Below are 19,136 nucleotides of genomic sequence, written 5' to 3' on the forward strand. Positions count from 1 at the left end.
ACCGGGCCAGCCAAGAAAGGCTTTGCTTTGAACGATTTCGTCGCCACCCTGACCCGCTGGGCCGTTCGCATCCTGCTGATGCTTGTGGGCCTGGTCTTCTTTGTCAGCCTGCTCACCGCAGCTGCGCTGCTGGCCCTGGTCTGGGCCGTGCGGGCGCTGTGGGCCAGGCTCACCGGCCAGCCGGTCATGCCCTGGGCCATGCGCATGAGCCCGCGGGCTGGCTGGCAGACCGTCTACCGCTCCGGCTCCGAGTGGATGGCCCAGCGCCCGCAGCGCGCCTACGGCGCGGCTGAAGGCGGTGGCCGTCGCGCAGGTGCAGGCGCAGGCGTGCTGCCGGGAGCGGGCGAGGTGACCGACGTTCAGCCCCGTGAAGTGCGCGAGCCCTGAAGCGTCTTGCTGCAGCCTTTACGCGGCCTGCGCATCTTCGCGCCCAGGCCGCGCATATCGGCCCGTATAGTCTGTAACCCTCGGGAGCCCGTGCAAGGCTCCCTTTTTTTTCTCCGAGCCGTTCTGGCTGCTTGCCGCCGTATCCAGCCAATCCGCAGGCGGCCTGTGCAGCATGAGAGCGTCTGCCGCGTCTTCTTACCATTGAGCCCTATGACCCAGATGGATCTTCATCGCGTCTTCGAACTTCAGTACCAGGCCAGCCGGGCGCAGGTGGACGTGCCGCTGCTGGTGCGCCGCGAGAGGCTGCTGCGCATGCAAAAGCTGCTGGACGAGCACGGCCCCGTGCTGGCTGCCGCAGTGCAGGCCGACTTCGGCATGCGCTCGCCACGGTTGACCGAGATGGTGGAGCTGTTCGTGCTGCGCAACCTGCTCAAGCACACGCTGCGCCATCTGGCGCGCTGGTCGGGGCGCCAGCGGGTGCGCACGCCGCTGATGCTCATGCCGGGCCGTGGGTGGATAGAGCGCCAGCCGCTGGGCGTGGTGGGGGTGATCTCTCCGTGGAACTATCCGGTGCAGCTGGCGCTGGGGCCTGCCATCACGGCCCTGGCAGCGGGCAACCGCGTCATGCTCAAGCCCAGCGAACTCACGCCGCACACGTCGGCGCAACTGGCCGCGCTGGTGGGGCAGTTCTTTGCGCCCGAGGAGTTCGCCGTGATCGAGGGCGATGTGAGCGTGGCCACGCAGTTCTCGGGCCTGCACTTCGACCATCTGCTGTTCACCGGATCGACGGCCGTGGGCCGGCGCGTGGCCCAGGCGGCCGCAGCGCACCTGACGCCGACCACGCTGGAGCTGGGCGGCAAGTCGCCCTGCATCGTCTCCACCGACTGCGACCTGAAGGAGGCAGCGCTCAAGATCGCACATGGCAAGCTCGTCAACGCAGGCCAGACCTGCATTGCCCCCGACTACGTGCTGCTGCCGCGTGGACAGGAGGCCGAATTCGCCGAGGCCTTTCGCGCCGCCGCGCAGCGGCTGTTCCCGCGCTTTGCCGGCAACCCGGACTATGCCGCCATCCTCACCAAGCGCCACCTGGCCCGCCTGCGGCAGATGCTGCGCCAGGCCCAGGGCATGGGCGCCCATGTCGAATGGATGGAGGACGGCGGCGCCAGCCAGGAGGGGGCGGACATGGCCTGGGGTGATGCCGTGGAGCGCCAGATGGCACCGGCCCTGGTCTTCAATGCCACCAGCCAGATGCAGCTCATGCAGGAGGAGATCTTCGGCCCCATCCTGCCCGTGATCAGCTACGACAGGCTGGACGACGTGGTCTCGGCCATCAATGCCGGGCCCAGGCCGCTGGCGCTGTACTGGTTCGGCCGCGACGAGAAGGTGCGTGATGCGGTGCTGTCACGCACCATCAGCGGCGGGGTGACGGTCAATGACACCCTGCTGCACTTCGCGCACGAGAACCTGCCCTTCGGTGGCGTGGGCGACAGCGGTTGGGGTGCCTATCATTCGGAGCAGGGCTTTGCGCGGCTGAGCCATCAGAAGGCGGTGTTCGTGCAGTCGCGCTGGTCAGGGGCCGCCATGCTGTATCCGCCCTATGGTGCGAAGTTCGATCGCATCATGGAACTGATGCGCCGCTGGCTGTGAGCAATGGCTCGATCGGGCGTGCTGCCGGGCATGCCTGCATCGTGAGGAATTGTCAACTGATTCCTTGGCGAGCCTTGTGTTGCATGCACTAGCTGCTCTTTTTTGAAGAGCACATAGCACATCCGATAGCCGAGGGCAAGAAAACGAGCACAGCCGTACTTGCGTGCATGGCTAAGGGGCTCGATGCACGCAAAAAGCGCGATTCCGGTGAAAATCACGCCCTTCTATTTTCACCTGTTTTCGTTTCGGTTTTTCCATGTCTAGTATCCAGGTTCGTCCAGCCACTCTCCGCGATGCAAAAGCGATTGCCCAGATCCATACTGCTTCCGCCATGGAGGCTTACCGAGGTCTGGTTCCCGATGACCAGCTCAAGAGCATGTCGTCGGTAGAAAAACGCCAGGCCTATTGGCGCGAAGCCATTGAATTTTGCGAGCCCCAGGTTCAGGTCGCCATCGATGGCGACAAGATCGTCGGCTTCGTCGGCTTCGACCGCTCGCGCGATGAGAAGTCGCGCCAGACCACCGGTGAAATCTGGGCCATCTATGCTGCACCTACCCACTGGAATCAGGGTGTGGGCGTGGCCCTGTGGGACGCCGCACGCGACGGCCTGCTTGAAGAAGGCTGCACCAATGTCACGTCGTGGGTGCCGCTGCGCAATGAACGCGCGCTGCGCTTTCACGAGCTCGCCGGCTTCAAGCGCGAAATGTCCACCGCCAAGACGGCCCAGGTGGGCGGTCTCAAGATCGAGGAAGTGCGGCTCAAGCGCGCACTGAACTGATCGGGTCTCCGACCCGCTTTCCCCCTAAATCACTCACGGAGCAGCAGGCCTTGTCCTCTTCCCAGAACTGGTCCCTGCTGCAATGGCAGGAGAACGAGGCCACGCAGGCAGCGCTGTGGCGCGCGGACAGCACCATGACCGCACCGCGCCGCATCGTCATCGCCGACGACAGCCTGTCTGCCGACAGCGCCTACCGCCTGGCCTGCGAAGGCCAGGCGATGCTGTGGCGCGGCGATTTCCAGAATGCCAGGCAATTGCTGTCGGCGCTGGGCCGCCGCCTGGACAAGCCTGCACGTGAGACGTCCGCCAAGGCTCGCCATCGGCGGGCCGGCAAGGAAGACGCCAAGCCTGTCTTTCCCCATGCCTTCCACCTGCACCGCCAGGCGCTGGCGCAGCGGGCACGCATTCTGTCCAGCGTGATGATCGAGCTCGATGCCAGCTGGCATTGCGCCCTGCGCCGCGCACCGGACTGGAGCGAGGCCTGCCGCGAGGCCTGGGGCGACATTCCCGCCGATCAGGGTGCGCGCAGCGTCATCGTTCCCTTGCGTGAACTGCTGGGCGCGCTGGGTGCGCATGAGTGGCGCAAGAAGGGCGTGGCCCTGGCTGTGCCGGGCATGCCGGAGTTCAGCATTCATCCGCACTACGGCGTGTTCTCCCCGGTGCGCGGCGAGTACCTGGATCTGGTGGCGCAGGCGCCCCTGCCGGCCGCAGCCCAGCAGGCCGATGCCGCAGTCTGGGATATCGGCACGGGCACGGGTGTGCTTTCCGCTCTCTTGCTGCACCGTGGCGTGCGGCAGGTGGTGGCCACCGATCTGAGCGACCGGGCCCTGGCCTGTGCGCAGGACAACCTGCAGCGACTGGGATTGGCGCAGCGCGTGAGCCTGCGCAAGGCAGACCTGTTCCCCGAAGGCCGGGCCGCCCTGGTGGTCTGCAATCCACCGTGGTTGCCGGGCAAGGCCAGCTCCCTGCTGGAGCAGGCCGTCTACGACGAAGGCAGCCGCATGCTGCGCGGCTTTGTGCAAGGCCTTGCAGCGCATCTGCTGCCGGGCGGCGAAGGCTGGCTGATCCTGTCGGATCTGGCCGAGCATCTGCAACTGCGCTCGCGCGAGCAATTGCTGGAGTGGATCGAGGCCGCTGGCCTGCAGGTCCTGGGCCGAGAGGACATCCGCCCGCGCCATGGGAAGGCTGCGGACGCTGCCGATCCGCTGCACGCCGCACGCGCTGCCGAAGTCACCTCGCTGTGGCGCCTGGCGCCTCGCTGATCGCCGGCACCCACGCTTTCATCCCGGTCAGGCGCCTTGCGCTGCCATTGACTCGTTTGCCTGCTGGGGCAGCAGATGCTGCAGCCGCTCGCGCAGCGCATCCGCGCGCTCGTTGCCGGCATGCTCCTGCACGGTCTGCAGCAGCTGCAAGGCGGCGGCCTGCAGAGCCGCCAGGTCGCGCGCTTCGCGCAGCAGATGGCGCAGCACCTGGGCCTTGTCCTCATGGCGGTTGGCGAACATGCGCTCGCACAGGTCGAACAGATACATGCGTGTGCCGGCCAGATTCAGCGTGGCGGCAGGGCCTGGTGAAGAGGGTTCCCTGGCAGCGGCTGGCGCCATCGCGGGGCCCTGCGGCTGGGGCGATGTTTCGATGGCATTGCCGGCCAGGCGCTGCAGATGGCCGCTGTCTATCAGCTGCTGTACCAGCTCCCTGGCCTGGGCACCCAGCACCTGCTGCAGCTGCTCCTCGGTGCGGCCATCGGCCATCAGCAGCACCGAGCGCTCGCGCAGCGGCAGGCTGCGCCGGCCGGGCTGCAGCTCTTCAAGGGCCTTGGCGGTTTTTTGCAGCAGCATGGTTGGGGCGGGGGAGTCGACAAGCCCTGATTGCACGTTACATGAATGACCGTGGCGTGAAAAAGCCATGACAACTGGTCCGGTGCAACTTGCTGCGGCAAGGGCACAATCGCCTGCCGCCGCCTTGATGAGGGGCGATTCGAAGGGGCAGGCGGCCAATACGGGCCGCAGGAATATTGTTTGATCTGTAACAGGAAGACGGGGCTGCAGGTCCCGGAACACAGCTGATGAGACTGTTGCTGGCGCCCATGGAGGGCTTGCTTGATTTCGTGCTGCGCGATGTGCTCACGCGCGTGGGCGGTGCGGACCGCTGCGTCTCTGAGTTCATCCGCGTCACGGGGACGCTGCTGCCCGACAAGGTATTCCTGCGCACCATGCCGGAATTGAACAATGGCAGCCGGACGCTGGCGGGGGTGCCCGTGCGGGCCCAGTTGCTGGGATCGGACCCGGACAGCATGGCGGCCAACGCGGCCAATCTGGCGCGCCTGGGGCCGGAGGGCATCGACCTGAACTTCGGCTGCCCGGCCAAGGTCGTCAACCGCCACGGCGGCGGCGCTGCGCTGCTGCAGGACCCGGAACAGATTGCGCGCGTGGTGGGCGCCGTGCGTGCCGCCGTGCCAGCGGCCATGCCCGTGTCGGCCAAGATGCGGCTGGGTTTCAACGATACCGCCCTGATGACCGAATGCGCCCAGGCCATGCAGGCTGGCGGTGCCTGCGAAATCGTCGTTCATGCCCGCACCAAGCTCGATGGCTACCGCCCGCCCGCCTACTGGGAGATGATCCCGCGCATCCGCGAATCCGTGACCGTGCCCGTGGTGGCCAACGGCGAGATATGGACGGTGCAGGAGGCGCTGCGCTGCCGCGAGCAATCGGGTTGCAGCGACCTGATGCTGGGGCGGGGAATCGTTGCCGACCCGGGCTTGGCGCTGGCCATTCGCGCCGCCGTTGAAGGTGAGCAGACCCCGGCCGCCGAGGTGTGCTGGAGCGACCTCGTGCCCCAGGTTCAGCGCTTCTGGGACATGGTCTGCGAGGACCTGGAGCCGCGCCAGCGCGCAGGCCGTCTCAAGCAATGGCTGAACCTGCTGCGCCGCCGCTTTCCCGAGGCCGAGCAGGCCTATCAGGAGGTGCGCACCCAGACCGATCAGCGCGAGATCACCCTCTGGGTCCAGGCGCTGGCTCGGCGCCAGGAGTGGGCGGGGTTGTAGCGCTGTCGTCCGCCTACAGCAGGTGGTCCGGAGCCAGCGGGCCCAGGAGCTTGAGCATCAGGCGCAGGCCCCAGCTGGCATCGGGCTCGCTGTGCTCGTCGGCGCGGTCGCTGTCTTCCGAGGCCCGCCAGACCAGTCCTCCATCCTTGTCGATCTCCACGCGCCAGCTGCCGTCCTGCAGGCCCTCGTCAATACTTTGCGTGGCCAGCCTGCCGAACTCGCGGCTGGCGATGAGCAGGGCGATCTCGGTGTTCTGCAGTTGCGAGCGCAGGTCCAGATTCATCGAGCCGACTGCCACCAGGTGACCATCCACCACCAGCAGCTTGGAGTGCAGCATGGCGCGCGAGGCACCCGTGGCGCCTGAAGGACCTCCACCGCCACTGCTGCCCGAGCCAAACGCAGAGCGGACACTGGCCGCCGTGCTGCGCATCTCATAGAGTTCAACGCCCATCTCCAGCAGCGCCTTGCGGTGGCGCGCATAGCCGGCATGGGCCAGGGGCGCGTCATTGGAGGCCAGCGAATTGGTCAGGATGCGCACGCGCACCCCGCGTTGCCGCGCGCCGCGAAACGCCTCCATCATGTCCGGACCGGGCACGAAATAGGGCGAGACCACCAGCAGATCGCGCCGCGTCTTGCGGACCAGGGCCAGCAAGCCGTCCACTACCGAATCGGCCTCCAGCACCGGGCGCGCCGCCTGGCGCAAGGCCGGAGTTGGCTGGCCCATGGGCAGCGTGCCAGCAGGCTTGGCCTGCGGGCTGTTCGGGGCGGGTGTGGCTGGCGCAGACGCGTCCGCGCTGGTGCTCGGGCTGTCATCCCTGTCCAGCGGGATCTTGGCCGGCTGGTCCACCAGCACGGCGGCCGAGGCCCAGGTCCATGGCGCCTTGCGCAAATCCATAGGCTGCTGGTCCCAGATGATGCGGCTGTGTGCGGCGGCCTGCTCAGCCGTCTTTGCCTCTTCGGCGGCAACGGCAGGCGTAGGGTCCTCGTCCTGCGCCTGATCGCCATCATCGGCAAAGCGCTCGCGCAGCTGCTTGAGCTCCTTGAGACTGATGAGCGACTGAACGGGATAGGCGCGCGGGTTGTTCCAATAGCTGTCGAAGCTGCGTGACAGATCGCCGACCACCGGCCCCGCAGCCAGCACGTCGAGGTCCACGAAATTGCTGGCGCTGTCCGCGTCGAAATACGCATCGCCCAGATTGCGCCCCCCGATCACGCCCATGGCGTTGTCGGCAATGAAGAGCTTGTTGTGCATGCGCTGCTGCGCCCGCTGGAAATCCGTCAACAGCGTATAGGCCCGCCCCAGCACGGAACTGCGTGCGCCCGCCAGCGGGTTGAACATGCGCATCTCTATGCCCGGCACAAAGGCCAGCCGCATGACCTGCGCATTCGCCCCCGTGCTGTGGAAGTCGTCCAGCAACACCCGCACCCGCACGCCACGCCGCGCCGCCTCCACCACGCCGCGCAGCAGGCGCTGCGTGCTCTCGTCGGCATGGATGGCGTAGTACTGCAGGTCCAGCGTCTGCTGCGCTCCCTCGACCAGGGCCAGCCGTGCGCCGTAGGCGGCCTGGGCGCCGGACAGGAGGGTGAAGGCGGAGGTTTGAGGCCTGACGCTGGCTGGCCGCAATTGCTGCACCAAAGAGCCCAATGGCGTGCTTTGCGGGGCTTCCAAGGCGGCAGTGACGGGGCGATCGACCTGAGAGGGCAAGCTGCTGGCGCAGCCGCAGACCACGGCGGACACCAGCAGGACAAGCGTGGTCCGCAGGCCTCGGAAGAGGCTGACGGATGGAAGAGGCTGTAGGTTGCGAGCGCCGGACATGATTCAAAGATTTGGCCCAAGGATCGGTCAATCGGGTGTCGGACGGCTGCGCCAGCCGCTGGTCCAGGAAGCTGCTGTCCGCGTCAGAAGCTGGCGCGCCCTTCAACACGAGCGACAACGCGCAGATCCGGCCCTATACGCTGCACATCGTGCAACTCCAGCGCAAGGGCCTCGGACAGCGCGTCCAGCGGCCCGAAACTGGCAATGCCCATGCCACCCGTGCCCAGCAGCTTGGGGGCCAGGTACAGCAGCAGTTCATCGACCAGCCCTTCGCGTATCAGCGAGCCATTGAGCTTGAAGCCTGCTTCCACATGCAGCTCGTTCGTACCGCGCGCGGCCAGGTCACGCAGCATGGCGGCCAAGTCCACCTTGCCGTGCGCGTTGGGCATGTGGATGATCGTCGCGCCAGCCGCCTGCAAATCTTCGGACCGCAAAGTATCCTGACTGCTGGTGTAGATAAGGCAGCCGCCGGGCGTCTTCAGTACCTGGGCGGTGAGCGGCGTGTCCAGCCGGCTATCCACCACCGCGATGCGCGGTTGGCGCTGGGTAGGCACTTCACGCACGTTCAGACGCGGATCGTCTTCCAGCACCGTGCCTATGCCCGTCAGCAGGGTGCAGGCCCTCGCGCGCCAGGCATGGCCGTCGGCACGTGCCTCGGGCGAGGTGATCCATTGGCTGACACCGTTGTGCAATGCGGTTGCGCCGTCAAGGGAACTGGCGGCCTTCATGCGCACCCACGGTATGCCGCGCAGCATGCGGCTGAAGAAGCCGATGTTCAGTTCGCGCGATTCGGCTGCACCTGGTCCCACCTCCACCTGTACACCTGCAGCACGCAGCCGCGCAAAACCTTGGCCAGCTACCTGGGGATTGGGATCGGTGAGTGCGCCTACCACCTTGGCAACGCCTGCAGCGATCAGGGCATCGCAGCAGGGACCTGTACGGCCCTGGTGCGAGCAAGGCTCCAACGTCACATAGGCGGTGGCTCCGCGCGCATCCTTACCCTGTGCTGCGGCATCGCGCAGCGCCATCACTTCGGCATGTGGGCCACCAGCCTGCTGGGTGAACCCCTGGCCAACAACCCGGCCATCAGGTGCCACCAGTACGCAGCCCACGCGCGGATTGGGGGAGGAAAGAAAAAGCGCCTGGGCGGCGAGCCCAAGCGCTTGGTGCATGTGTGGCACGGTGTTTGTCATGGTGCCTGGGATGGTAACAAGCCTGGGCTCGATCAGCGCCTGGCGGATTGGCATCTACCCAGTGCTCACTTGCCCCAGCAGTCGGTAACGATGGTGCCTGTCGTGGCTCCGTTGGCTCCACGCAGGCCGCTTTGCGTCAAGGTGTAGTTGCCGCACTTGTCGTTGGCTTGGGCTCCCTTGGGTGTGGCTGTCAGCGTAAAAGTACTTCCATCTGTTGAATTCAATGAAATGTCGTAGCGGCTGGAAGGAACCGTCTTCAAGGAAGCGGGGAACGCGGCAGTAAGTGGGTAGGTTCCATTGGAGGTGGCTGCACGCTCCAACCATTGTGCCGCCTGCAATAGGCCCGCCCTGGCTTCTGCTCGATGCCCGCGTCGGATGTATTCGTTGTAGCTCGGCATGGCGATGGCTGAAAGTATGCCTACCACGGCGACCACAATCATCAATTCGATCAGTGTAAATCCACCGTATCTTGTTTTCATGATTTTATTTTCATCAATCTTCATTAATTGAGTTGTCGCCAGTTGGGGCGCAGCAGCAACTCTGGGATTTTTGCTAAAGAATCGCAATTGGTGCCGCAGCCGCCACCACCACCACCACCACCACCACTGCTGCTGCTGCCCTTACGGATCTGCAGTGTCTTTGTACTGAAGCGAAGTTCTTTGGTATCTGCCGTCATGCGGTTGGCATATTTGTCACCGGAGTTGTAGAGACCATCTCCATTTTGGTCGAGAATCTGTGTCCGTGGGCGTGCTCCTTGATCAATTGTGAGCAGGGTGCGAAAAGGCTTCGCGGCCTTTGGTGTCGGTTCACAACTTTCTTCAGAACCAGCTGTAGCGCCTCCAGATGCCGGTACTTCACTCATGATTTCGAGAACACTGCTTCCGTCAAAGAACTCAATGGCCCTGAGGACACGCTCTCCAGCTTCTGGTAGGTCGAAATACCATCCTTTGACCGCAGTGCAATTTGATTTTCCTTGGCAGTCAAAAATGGCGCGATTTTCAGTGACCGCCCAGAAATCACGGCTGGCGCTTGATCCTTCTCCACTTTTCTTGGCGCCTTCGATCATTTGACTCATTAGCTGGGAGCGGGATACGGTTGCAGGGGTGGGGTCTGAGGTTTGTGAGACTACCTTGCCTTTATTTTCTCCCGTCAAGCTTATTTTATAGCGCGTGTTGTCAAGAACGGAATAGACGGTCTGCTTGGAGTCGGTGTCCGTGCGATCACCTTCAGTAAGGCTGCGGCCCGTCCCAAAGGCAACCATCAGTCCGCCTACCTGTCTATTCGGGCGTAGCACTGGTGGCGTGGTGATCGGTTGCCGGCTTGTGGCACTGCCGGTCACCCCCGTGGAATAGGTGGCAGTGAATAATGGCTGACCATCGAAGGCGACGCCCCAATTGGATGCATTATTGCTGGAGATGTCGAATTTCCAGAGATTTCCACGCAGATCTCCTGCATAGACGATATCCGGAATGCTATCTCCATTGACGTCAAGGAACTGTGGAGTGGATAGACCATTCTGATCTGCTTCCACATTCTTGGGATTGGTGACGGGGACGGCAGAGATTTTCTGGAGTTCCTTGTTGCCGTCCAGATATTGAATCAGCAGAACAGGCCTTTCATTGATGCTGTTGTAGCCGTTGCCCATGATGACTGCCCAGCGCCCATTGTTAGTTTGCGTGATTTGCAATGCTCTTTGAGGGTTCGCCTCATCAACCACCGGGGTTCCGAAAATATGACCAATATCGTCGTCAACGGCATCTGTTTTGTCCATGACAACCAGGGTGCTGGCATTGGTCTTTGTAAAGTTCGAGGAAATCAGCCCGTCGGTGGTTCCTGGTTTTGTGACATCAAGAACAAAATAACCCTTTCCTCCGGCACCCAGTGTGCCGGTTAGGTAGGTGGCCCAATTGGCAGAATTCTGCGTCCCAAGATTGACATCACCTGTAAAAGGCGATCCATCCACATAATATCTGTGAGTGTATCCAGTATTGGAGAACTCTGGAAGGTTCTTGATGACTCCGCGTGGAACGTAGGCTATTTTTTCAGAGCCATCAATTGCGGAGAAACCATGCAACATGCCATCATTGCCACCTACATAAAGCATTGGGATGCGCTTGCTCTGCACGCCGACATAGCTGATATAGCTATTCGCACTGTAGCTTAGCGATGGAGGGCCTGCGTACCAGATGTTGGAGTTAACAATGTCTGCTTGGCGGGACTTTCTCTGGCGAAAAACGCCATTAGTCTGATTCTCTTCCTTACTGCGATCTCCGCGAATATAGTTGACTCTGTCTTTGCCGCGACCATCGCTGGGCGTGAGATTAAGAAGTGCTTGTTGTGCGGTGCTCAGTGGTGTTGTCGTTCCCCACTCAAAAGATATCCCGGCGCTTCCATCGTGGGACAGGATCAGTCGAGAGGTAATGTCTGCCGGGGACAAGGCATCAAGCTTGTCAGCAGTGGTCATGTGATTGTTAGGAGCTGTTTTGTTTGGATTGGTACCCCATGATGGGTTTGGGGCCGTGGTCCAAGTAATTTTCTGAGGATTCTGTGGATCTACGACGATAGAGATTTTCTCGGATGCGACAAAGCCGCTCCAGCGGTTCTTGTTTGAGTTGAGATCCTCGGCAGCAACGTAGCCTGATTGGAAGGATTCCGTATTGTTGCGGCTGATGGAGCTTGAAGCACTGGTGAAGCCTGTCAGCGGACTTGTATTGTCCGCGACAATCGATGTGAAAATTTCGTCAAATGCCTTTTCCAGGTCGGCACCGGTCTGTACGGGGAAGAATTTCCCACGACTGTTAATTGCCATGTGCCATAGCTCTTCAGGGCGGACATAATCGGTAATGGCTTGGCCGCGGCGACTTCCGCTGGTGTAACTGCCGTCGTAATCAGTGTCGGTAGCATCCGTCCACGTCTTGGTGCCTAAGATGGCTTCTGTGAAGCCGTCTCCGTACATGCCATTCGTGAAAATAGGATTGCTTCCACTGTTGTCCCAATTGCTGGCGCGTGCACCATACCCAATCGTATGGGTGACAAGGTGCTGCCATGTTGCCGGATCATTCTTGGGATTCCATTCTGGTTTGATGGTCACAGATTTGTTGCCCATCTTGAATGTCTCATCCGTCGATTTTTTGGGCTCAAAGGGTATTTGGTTCCCGATGTTGGGTTGTAAATCAGTCGACCAATAATGAAAAGCCATGTCGGCAAGAGTAGGGTATGCGTAATAATAGTCTTTTCTGCTGATGGTTTGTTTTTTCGTGCCCCCACCATAGTTGTCTCGATATATCTTGGTCTGGTCGCTTGTCGTGCTATAGGTCAGTGTGGGACCATATTTCGATGCATCCGGCTGTGGAAGTGCCTTGCTTGTTCCATCTGAATTTCCAATGGCCTCCGCATGGGTGCTGATCATCTTGGTTTGAAAGTCGAATGCATCAAAGCTGGTGCTTGGCAGATAACTGTTCCAGCCACCATCGGTCATGAAGACGTGGTATGCCCTGCGGCATGAAATGGGCCTGCTATCGGCCACGCCAGGAGTCGCATTCCACGGGCTATCCTTGCCAGTGGTCTTCATATATTGACCTGCATTCCACATCATCGTATGAGATGGTGTGCCACCACTGGCGGATATGGAGTCCACCCATGTGGAAAAATTTGTTTTGTGCGTGCCGGAGAAAACTGCCATGGCATTCTTGCCATCGCATCCTGACTGGCTGCTGGGGATATCATTGCATCGCCACATTGACTGCCATGCCAGACGAAACTGGTTGTCATACTTGCTGGTATTGATCAGGACATTTTTCAGACCGTTCTTCAGTGAAGAGATGCGTGACGGCTGACTGCTCGTTGCACTGCCTCCCGCATCATTCCAGGCCATACTTCCCGAATCATCAACCGACAACACCACGTTCGGTATGGGCATTTTGTGTGCCGAACCTGCAGGGTACTGTGCAAGCGGGATCTCTGCGGAAAATGCTGATGGATTCGTGAATGCGGAGATCAAGGCGCAGACGAGGGCTTGCTGTGGAAATGAAGGACGTTTCATGATTTTCTCCGTCTATTTATTCGGCCAAGCTGAGGGAAAGGGCAGATTGGAGTACAACCTCTGTTCCGGGTTTTAGTCCTCTGGCCAATGCCGTAATGCGATATACCCATCTTTTCTTCCGGGAGGGTGAAAATGTTTCCACGTTGGAGCCAGGTGGAACTCCACCTAGCAGGGAAATGTTGGGGTCTACATAGGGAAGGACTTCAACCCAATACCAGGCTCCACGCCTTTGCCTCATATCGCTTGGAGTGGCTGTGATGTTGAGTATCGGGTTTCCTGCGTCGCCAGTTTTTGCTCCCGTAAACTGTCCATAGCGTGCGCCAACATCTGCTGCAGTCATCTGAGCAAGGCGGTCAGGGTCATGCCAAAAATCCTGTGGATCTTTGAACTTCTGGCAGATGCCTTTGTAGCATTTTGAATCCTGGGTATCCAGGAAATTAATGAGCTTAGGGAGATCCTTTGTCTCTATGTCGAAATACGCGGAAGTTGTTCTGCGACAAATATCTCCTTTGGAAGAGTCTGGGACACAGAAGGAGCCGTCAGTGTTGACGCCGCGTATATCCATTTCTGCATCTTGCAGCATGGCTTGTGCTGCCTCGAATGCTCGACGGTAATCTGCATCATTGCCGACAATCATTTCGTTAAGTAATGTGGTTCGCGATGCCCACAAAGCCAAAAGCATGGATAGAAGAACCAGCACGATGATGACGTATAGCGAGATGCCCTGCTGCCTGGACCTTCGAAGAAGACCGGAGGGTGAATGGTGAGGATGGGGCGTGCCATTCATGATTGCACCTGGCCTTGGCTACGAATTTGAAAAGTGTTTTTGAAGACCATACGCAGGCGATTCCCTCGAGAAACAGAGCTGCCATCGCATTTCGTGTAGTTGGCTCCCGCTGTATCTAGGGTTTCTGTGCCTTCCAACTCCAGGCAGACTTCGATTGCATATACATCGCGCCAACCGTTAGGCGATGAAGAGGCTGTGGAGGCATTGGCATATATGGTTTTGGGAAACCCAGTTTTTGCACTGGTAGGTTCCTGTATGAGATAGCGAATCTTCATGTCTTTGACATTGCGGATTATTGGTTTTGCAGTGCCGCCGACACCTTCGCAGACAAGCTCGTTATCGCTAGATATTCGAAATTTGCTCTCTATAACATAGTTTGATGACACGCCCTTGTTTTCACCAAGGCAGTCTCGCAACTGATTCCCGGAAACCAGAGCCGTTGCAGGGGGAGGAGGTGTTATTTGTTCTTGATAATTTTGATATCCAATGCTCAAGGCATACTCGCTGCTGCTGGGGGTGTCAATGCCTCTAAGCATTTTCTCTCCTCTGCTAAACATCGGGCGTTGTCCAGCAGGATCTGGGGGGTCGAATGCTACGGGCAGCATGGCATAGGACGTCTCTGAAGGTGTGAATGCAGTGGCATCAAGGCTCAGTTGAATGGTGCCCGCTTGGCGAACCTGTGAGCCAATTACCCGAAAGGCATAAGCGGCTTGCTGTTGCATGTTACTGGCATCGCTGACTGTTCCTGAGACACCCCGAGAAATCATCAAGGCACCGATGCCTACTGCCACCGTCAAGAGTCCTATGGTGATGCCTACCAACAGCTCAAGAAGTGTAGCTCCCGCCTGAAGCAACGGAGGAGCTAATTTTCTGGTTGAGTGGTGTGTATTTGTTCTCATGAACTATCTCTTTAGTTTCTGGATTCAGCCTGGGCAATAAACGGGTACGTTGCCATTTAACGATCCCATGGGGAAAGGGGTGCAGCGCTGGTTAGGTTGAATATATTGGAGGTGGCATATCAACCCATCTGGGCAGCTTATGCGGGCACTCCCTGTATTGGCTGGTGCAAATGGCTCGGTATATTTTTCATCGTTGCTTCCATCGGCTGCCTTGTGTTCCTTTTCATTGGCCTTCCAGGCAACCATCACACCCAGTTGTCGGCGGTTTTCAGCGGCGCTGTCTACCGCGCTGATAAAAATGGCCGCGTCTCCCTTGGGGAGAGTTGCTTTGACAGCCTCTTTCCATTGTTTGACGTCGTAGGCACCCATCTCCGACAAGGCGCATCCGTCTGTTGCGCACGTGCCTGTAGGTGTGTCATTCCAGGTGCTTTCATATGCACTCAGACTGCCCAGTCCATTGGGGTTGGCTTGAATTTTCTCGCTCAAATCCTCTATCAGTCGAATGGCTTGGGCGCGGTTGAGGCTGGTTTGGGTATCTGCGAGATTTCGCAGTTGCAAGCCGAGAATCCCAAGAATGCCCAACGACATCACGACAATGGCAACAAGAGATTCGATCAGGCTGATGCCAGATTGAATATTGGCCGCACGTATTGTTTTCATGGTGGTTCTTGGTACTGTTGCTGCATCGCAGATCTGCAAGCCATGATGGATATTCATGGAAAGCAAAGGAGGTAGCCCGATTTTGGCAACGCGGGATTGAAAGAAGGATTTTTTGGGATTCAGCATGTGCCATCCCCCGTATTCAATCGGCGGATCATTCCTCCTGCTGCCACGCAAAGCGTTGCAGCGGCCGAGTTGGTGGCATTTGAGCCTTGGGGGAAGAGGCGGAAATTGAAACTGCTGCTTCCGGCGCTGGCAAGCTGGCCCCAACGGTCCACCGTGATATATCCGTTGCTGCTTGCGAGATTGATTTCCAGCTTGGTAGGGGCAGAAGATGTCTGAAGCGTCAGTTCACCGGAGTCCTGGGTGGCGTTGTTGTTGGCATCGATAAAGACAGTCCAGCCGCAACCCCACTGTGTATTGGCGTCGGCCGCGGTGCAGCCATTGCCACTGGCGATCTTTTTGAGGACGATCTTTCCACCGCGCTTGATGGCTTCTGAGCGCGCGTAATAGAGGGTGGATTGAAGGTCTTCGGTCGCTGCGCGTACACGCCATCGTTCGATGAGTGGCCGAAAGCTGGGTGCTGCCAACGCAGCCAGTATGGTGATGATGGCGATCACAACCATCAGTTCGATTGTGGTGAAGCCACGTGTGGCCAGCCTTAGTTGTTGGCTGGACAGGCTGGATGTGGGAGGGGCAGCGTACATTGGCGCATCCTAGATTTCTGGATGCGCGTTGGGAGTTCATTCCGGATGGATGGCTCAGGCAGCGGGATGAGTGGTGCGCTTTGTAAACCTCCGCTCAGTTCGTCTGGCAGTCACTTGCCGATTGCTGAGCGAGAGGGAGTGAAGGGGCGTAAATCTCCCAGTTAGACGCACTTGCTCGGATCTCCTTGGATCCTTGTGTCGCGGATGCGCAGCAACAGGTCAAGAAGCTGGCACTCTGAACTTGTAAGACTACCGCCCCCAGCACTCCACCGCAGTGGTATTCACACCCAGGCCGAGCGCATCACGCTCGCCCGTATGGGTCAGCGTGAAATCGCCACATCGGTCACCGAACTGGGAGCCGCGGCGTGTGGCGATCAGGGTGTAGGTGTCGTCGTCGTGGCCGCTGGTTGACAGGAAGTCGATGGTGTAGCGCTTGCTGGAGTCGTGGGCCCAGGTCAGGTCTGCAGGCAGCTCGGTGGGGTAGGTGCCGTTGGCGGTGGCGGCGCGCTCCAGCCATTGCTGGGCCTGGAGCAGGCCGGCGCGGGCGTCGGCGCGGTGGACTGCGCGGATGTACTCGTTGTAGCTGGGGACGGCGACCGTGCCGAGGATGACGATGACGGCCACGACGATCATGAGTTCGATGAGCGTGAATCCTGGGGATCGAGGGCGGCGCATGTGGTGCCTCATTTCATTTGGCGCCAGCTGGGGCGCAGGGATTGCTCCGGCATGCGGGCGAGTACATTGCGACGGCCTTCGGCGTCGTAGCCGATGGCGTGATGGCCCTTGTGGAGCAAGGCCTGGGATCCCCTGGCGACGCTTGCGCGCGAGACCTCCTCATCTGCCGTGCCGTAGACCCCATCGCCGTTGCTGTCCATCAACGGAACGCCGGGTCGCTTGCCATCCATGATGTTCATGAATGTCAGGAATTGGCGCTCCTCGCTCGCATTGCAGGCGTCGGGCGGGCTTGCGCTTTCGCCGGGGCGTCTGAGGGATCCTGCAGGTATCTGGCTGTAGATCGCGAGGATGTTGCTGCCGTCGTGAAAGCCCATTGGCTTGAGCAGGCGTTCGCCCGGCAGGGGCAGGTCCATGTACCAGCCTTTGTGCCGCGTCCAGTCGAGGTCGGTCGTGGAGTCAACGCGCCAGAAGCCTTGGCCGGCCGCCGCTGCCGGCTGATGGTTCACCGAGCGCCTGGCCAGTTCTCCGATGCCTGAAACGGGTGCCGCTCGCTGTCCGTCAGGCTGCCTGCAGTCCGAATCCTTGCCATCGAGGCAAGCTTGCACTCTGCCGTCCGCGAGCAGCCTGTAGCGGGTGCTGTCGAGGATGGAATAGATGCTCTGGACCGCTGTGTTGCCAGAATCCTGCCGCGTGATGTGGCGTCCGGTACCGAATGCCACCAGCATGCCGCCTGCCGTCAAGCGCTCGCGCCCTTCTTTGGCATTTTTGCTGGCCCTGCGCCGGTCATTGGCGCGTACGGAAGGAGGGGCGGTGATGGCTTGACGCAGGTTGCGAGTGGCCGATGGAGAACTGCCACCCCAGGCTGTGTACAGCGGCCGGCCGTCGAAGGCCACGCCCCAGCGGGAGGAGGCACCGCTGGCGATGAGAAATTTCCACAGATTGCCCTGGATGTCACCTGCGTAGACCACATCGGGCCGGCCGTCTCCATTGATGTCCACAAGGCGCGGGGCGGAGAGTCCGTTGCGGGTAGTCTCGGGGGTGGTGCCGGTTGGGGTATTGCCCGTGGCAACGAGGCGCAACAGCTCCTGGTTGCCATCGAGGTACTGGATCAGCAACACGGGCCGCTGGTTGGTGCTGTGGTAGCCGTTGCCCGTCACCAGTGCCCAGCGGTTGTTGTTCAACTGCGTGATCTGAGTGCTGCGTTGCGGGTTGGCATCGTCCAGCACGGGCGCCGCCAAAATATGGCCCAGGTCCTTGTTTTCCTGGCAAGTGGCGCGCTGGCGCATCTCATCCAGGCTGGCGCAGTCGCCGGGATCGCTGTTGCGTGTCTGGGTTCGGTCGAGCAGGACCAGCGAGCTGGCACCGGACTCGCTGAAAGCCTCCGGATGGGTGATGTCTAGCACGAAGTAGCCCTTGGCTCCGGCGCCCGCCATGCCAGCCAGCACAGTGCGCCACTGCGAGGACGCAACGCTGCCCGAGGGGATGTCGCCGCTCATGGCGGAGCCGTCCACAAAGTAGCGATGCCGGGCGTCGTAGTCGGGGTCGGAAAGTCTTGCCAGTCCGGAGATCACGCCTCGTGGGATGTAGGCGATCTTTTCCCTGCCGTCGGTGGCCGAAAAGCCATGCAGCATGCCGTCATTGCCGCCTGCATAGATCATGGGCTGGCGGTTCTGCTGGGCGAGGGTATAGGCGGCATAGCCCGGCAGGGGCCAGTTGTCCACGGGATGGCCGGTATGCCAGATCTGGGAGTTGACGATGTCGCCCTGGCGCGAGCTGCGCTGGCGAAAAGGACGGGTGGGGCCAACGCGCGGCGGTTGTCCCGGCGCTTCCATGCGGCGGTCGCCGCGTATGAAGTTGAGCCTGTGCTTGCCCAGGTTGTCTGCTCTTCCTTCGGCATCGATGCCCAGGGAGGCTTTCTGCAGGTGGTCGAGTTCATTCCACTTGAAGGACACGCCTCTTTGCAGTCTGTCGCTCCAGGTCAGGATCAGACGGTCATTGATTGCCTGTTCGTCGCTGAGTGCATCCAGGTGGCCGGCCGTGGTTTTGCCTTGCCAGCCGGCTGTTGCGGAGAGGCTGCCATCGGCCTGGACGGTTTCTGCGCTGATCCAGCCGCTCCAGGCCGCTTTTGCGCTGTAGCGGGCGCTGAATATGTCCACGCCGGCCCGCGTAATCACGCTGCCGCTGGAGGCCATGGAGCTGCTGCGGCCCTTGGCATCTGCCTGTTGTCCGGCCGGGCAGTCTTCAATGGGCGCGGCGAATTCGGTGCCATCTGCCTGAACCCTGGCAACTGGAGTGTCTGCCTCCGAGACCTGCTGGACCTGGATGGGCGCCGGCAGGCCAGGCTTTATCGTGACCTTGACTCGGGGCCCAAGCGACGACTGGGTCATATCCATTGCCTGGCTGTTTTGCGCGGCCAGGACTGCAGCGGCCATGGCTGCGGCTGTCGGCGCTGGCAGCAGGATGCGCCGGAGCCAGGGAGGGCAGAGGTGGGGCATGTCAGGTGTC

Annotated in this window: 16 protein-coding genes; 5 read left to right on the top strand and 11 right to left on the bottom strand. The window is 60.7% G+C overall.

Going from position 1 to position 19,136, the window contains the following annotated elements:
- The first annotated feature begins 27 nt into the window (after positions 1–27).
- The 4 genes from ACF8ME_RS20220 to ACF8ME_RS20235 all read left to right on the top strand — a co-directional run bounded on the left by ACF8ME_RS20220 (position 28) and on the right by ACF8ME_RS20235 (position 4,074).
- Positions 28–387 carry a hypothetical protein gene (locus ACF8ME_RS20220; protein ID WP_016447736.1) on the top strand — a complete coding sequence of 120 codons (360 nt, stop codon included), beginning with the start codon at positions 28–30 and terminating at the stop codon, positions 385–387.
- Between the two features lie 210 nt (positions 388–597).
- Positions 598–2,034, top strand: coding sequence for an aldehyde dehydrogenase family protein (locus ACF8ME_RS20225; protein ID WP_016447735.1), 1,437 nt, complete (start codon positions 598–600; stop codon positions 2,032–2,034).
- Positions 2,035–2,290: 256 nt separating this feature from the next.
- Positions 2,291–2,812, top strand: a complete 522-nt coding sequence (locus ACF8ME_RS20230) for a GNAT family N-acetyltransferase (protein WP_026062042.1) — start codon at positions 2,291–2,293, stop codon at positions 2,810–2,812.
- Positions 2,813–2,862: 50 nt separating this feature from the next.
- Positions 2,863–4,074 (top strand): class I SAM-dependent methyltransferase, encoded by a 1,212-nt coding sequence (locus ACF8ME_RS20235; RefSeq protein WP_047326630.1) that lies wholly within the window; start codon positions 2,863–2,865, stop codon positions 4,072–4,074.
- Between the two features lie 27 nt (positions 4,075–4,101).
- Here the strand turns inward: ACF8ME_RS20235 and ACF8ME_RS20240 are convergent, their stop codons facing one another.
- Positions 4,102–4,647 carry a hypothetical protein gene (locus ACF8ME_RS20240; RefSeq protein ID WP_212644981.1) on the bottom strand — a complete coding sequence of 182 codons (546 nt, stop codon included), beginning with the start codon at positions 4,645–4,647 and terminating at the stop codon, positions 4,102–4,104.
- 227 nt (positions 4,648–4,874) lie between these two features.
- On the opposite strand from ACF8ME_RS20240, the gene ACF8ME_RS20245 reads away from it, so the two are divergent.
- Complete coding sequence (locus ACF8ME_RS20245) at positions 4,875–5,852, top strand: tRNA-dihydrouridine synthase (protein WP_016447731.1); 978 nt, start codon at positions 4,875–4,877, stop codon at positions 5,850–5,852.
- 13 nt (positions 5,853–5,865) lie between these two features.
- Here ACF8ME_RS20245 and ACF8ME_RS20250 read toward each other — a convergent pair whose 3' ends face one another.
- The 10 genes from ACF8ME_RS20250 to ACF8ME_RS20295 all read right to left on the bottom strand — a co-directional run bounded on the left by ACF8ME_RS20250 (position 5,866) and on the right by ACF8ME_RS20295 (position 19,063).
- Complete coding sequence (locus ACF8ME_RS20250) at positions 5,866–7,668, bottom strand: phospholipase D-like domain-containing protein (protein WP_392417980.1); 1,803 nt, start codon at positions 7,666–7,668, stop codon at positions 5,866–5,868.
- Between the two features lie 83 nt (positions 7,669–7,751).
- A complete protein-coding gene (gene ribD, locus ACF8ME_RS20255) occupies positions 7,752–8,840 on the bottom strand; it encodes a bifunctional diaminohydroxyphosphoribosylaminopyrimidine deaminase/5-amino-6-(5-phosphoribosylamino)uracil reductase RibD (protein WP_392417982.1) in 1,089 nt (362 codons plus the stop codon).
- Positions 8,841–8,926: 86 nt separating this feature from the next.
- A complete protein-coding gene (locus ACF8ME_RS20260) occupies positions 8,927–9,340 on the bottom strand; it encodes a type IV pilin protein (protein WP_154836330.1) in 414 nt (137 codons plus the stop codon).
- 23 nt (positions 9,341–9,363) lie between these two features.
- On the bottom strand, positions 9,364–12,903 hold the full coding sequence (locus ACF8ME_RS20265) for a pilus assembly protein (protein WP_392417984.1): 3,540 nt from the start codon (positions 12,901–12,903) through the stop codon (positions 9,364–9,366).
- A gap of 16 nt (positions 12,904–12,919) precedes the next feature.
- On the bottom strand, positions 12,920–13,690 hold the full coding sequence (locus ACF8ME_RS20270; RefSeq protein ID WP_392407312.1) for a pilus assembly protein PilX: 771 nt from the start codon (positions 13,688–13,690) through the stop codon (positions 12,920–12,922).
- Positions 13,687–14,589, bottom strand: a complete 903-nt coding sequence (locus ACF8ME_RS20275; protein ID WP_392417986.1) for a PilW family protein — start codon at positions 14,587–14,589, stop codon at positions 13,687–13,689. The genes ACF8ME_RS20270 and ACF8ME_RS20275 overlap by 4 nt, the downstream gene beginning before the upstream one ends.
- Before the next feature lie 24 nt (positions 14,590–14,613).
- The gene (gene pilV / locus ACF8ME_RS20280) at positions 14,614–15,375 is read right to left on the bottom strand and encodes a type IV pilus modification protein PilV (RefSeq protein ID WP_392407311.1); all 762 of its coding nucleotides are present in this window, start codon (positions 15,373–15,375) and stop codon (positions 14,614–14,616) included.
- On the bottom strand, positions 15,369–15,956 hold the full coding sequence (locus ACF8ME_RS20285; RefSeq protein WP_392407310.1) for a GspH/FimT family pseudopilin: 588 nt from the start codon (positions 15,954–15,956) through the stop codon (positions 15,369–15,371). Before ACF8ME_RS20285 ends, pilV begins: the two co-directional genes overlap by 7 nt.
- 249 nt (positions 15,957–16,205) lie before the next feature.
- Entirely contained in the window at positions 16,206–16,631 is a 426-nt protein-coding gene (locus tag ACF8ME_RS20290) for a type IV pilin protein (RefSeq protein ID WP_026062047.1), read from the bottom strand.
- Between the two features lie 8 nt (positions 16,632–16,639).
- Positions 16,640–19,063: a pilus assembly protein gene (locus tag ACF8ME_RS20295; RefSeq protein ID WP_392417988.1), complete on the bottom strand. Its 2,424-nt coding sequence runs from the start codon at positions 19,061–19,063 to the stop codon at positions 16,640–16,642.
- Between the last annotated feature and the right edge of the window lie 73 nt (positions 19,064–19,136).

The organism is Delftia sp. WSY_7, from assembly GCF_043104845.1.
GTDB lineage: Bacteria > Pseudomonadota > Gammaproteobacteria > Burkholderiales > Burkholderiaceae_C > Comamonas > Comamonas tsuruhatensis.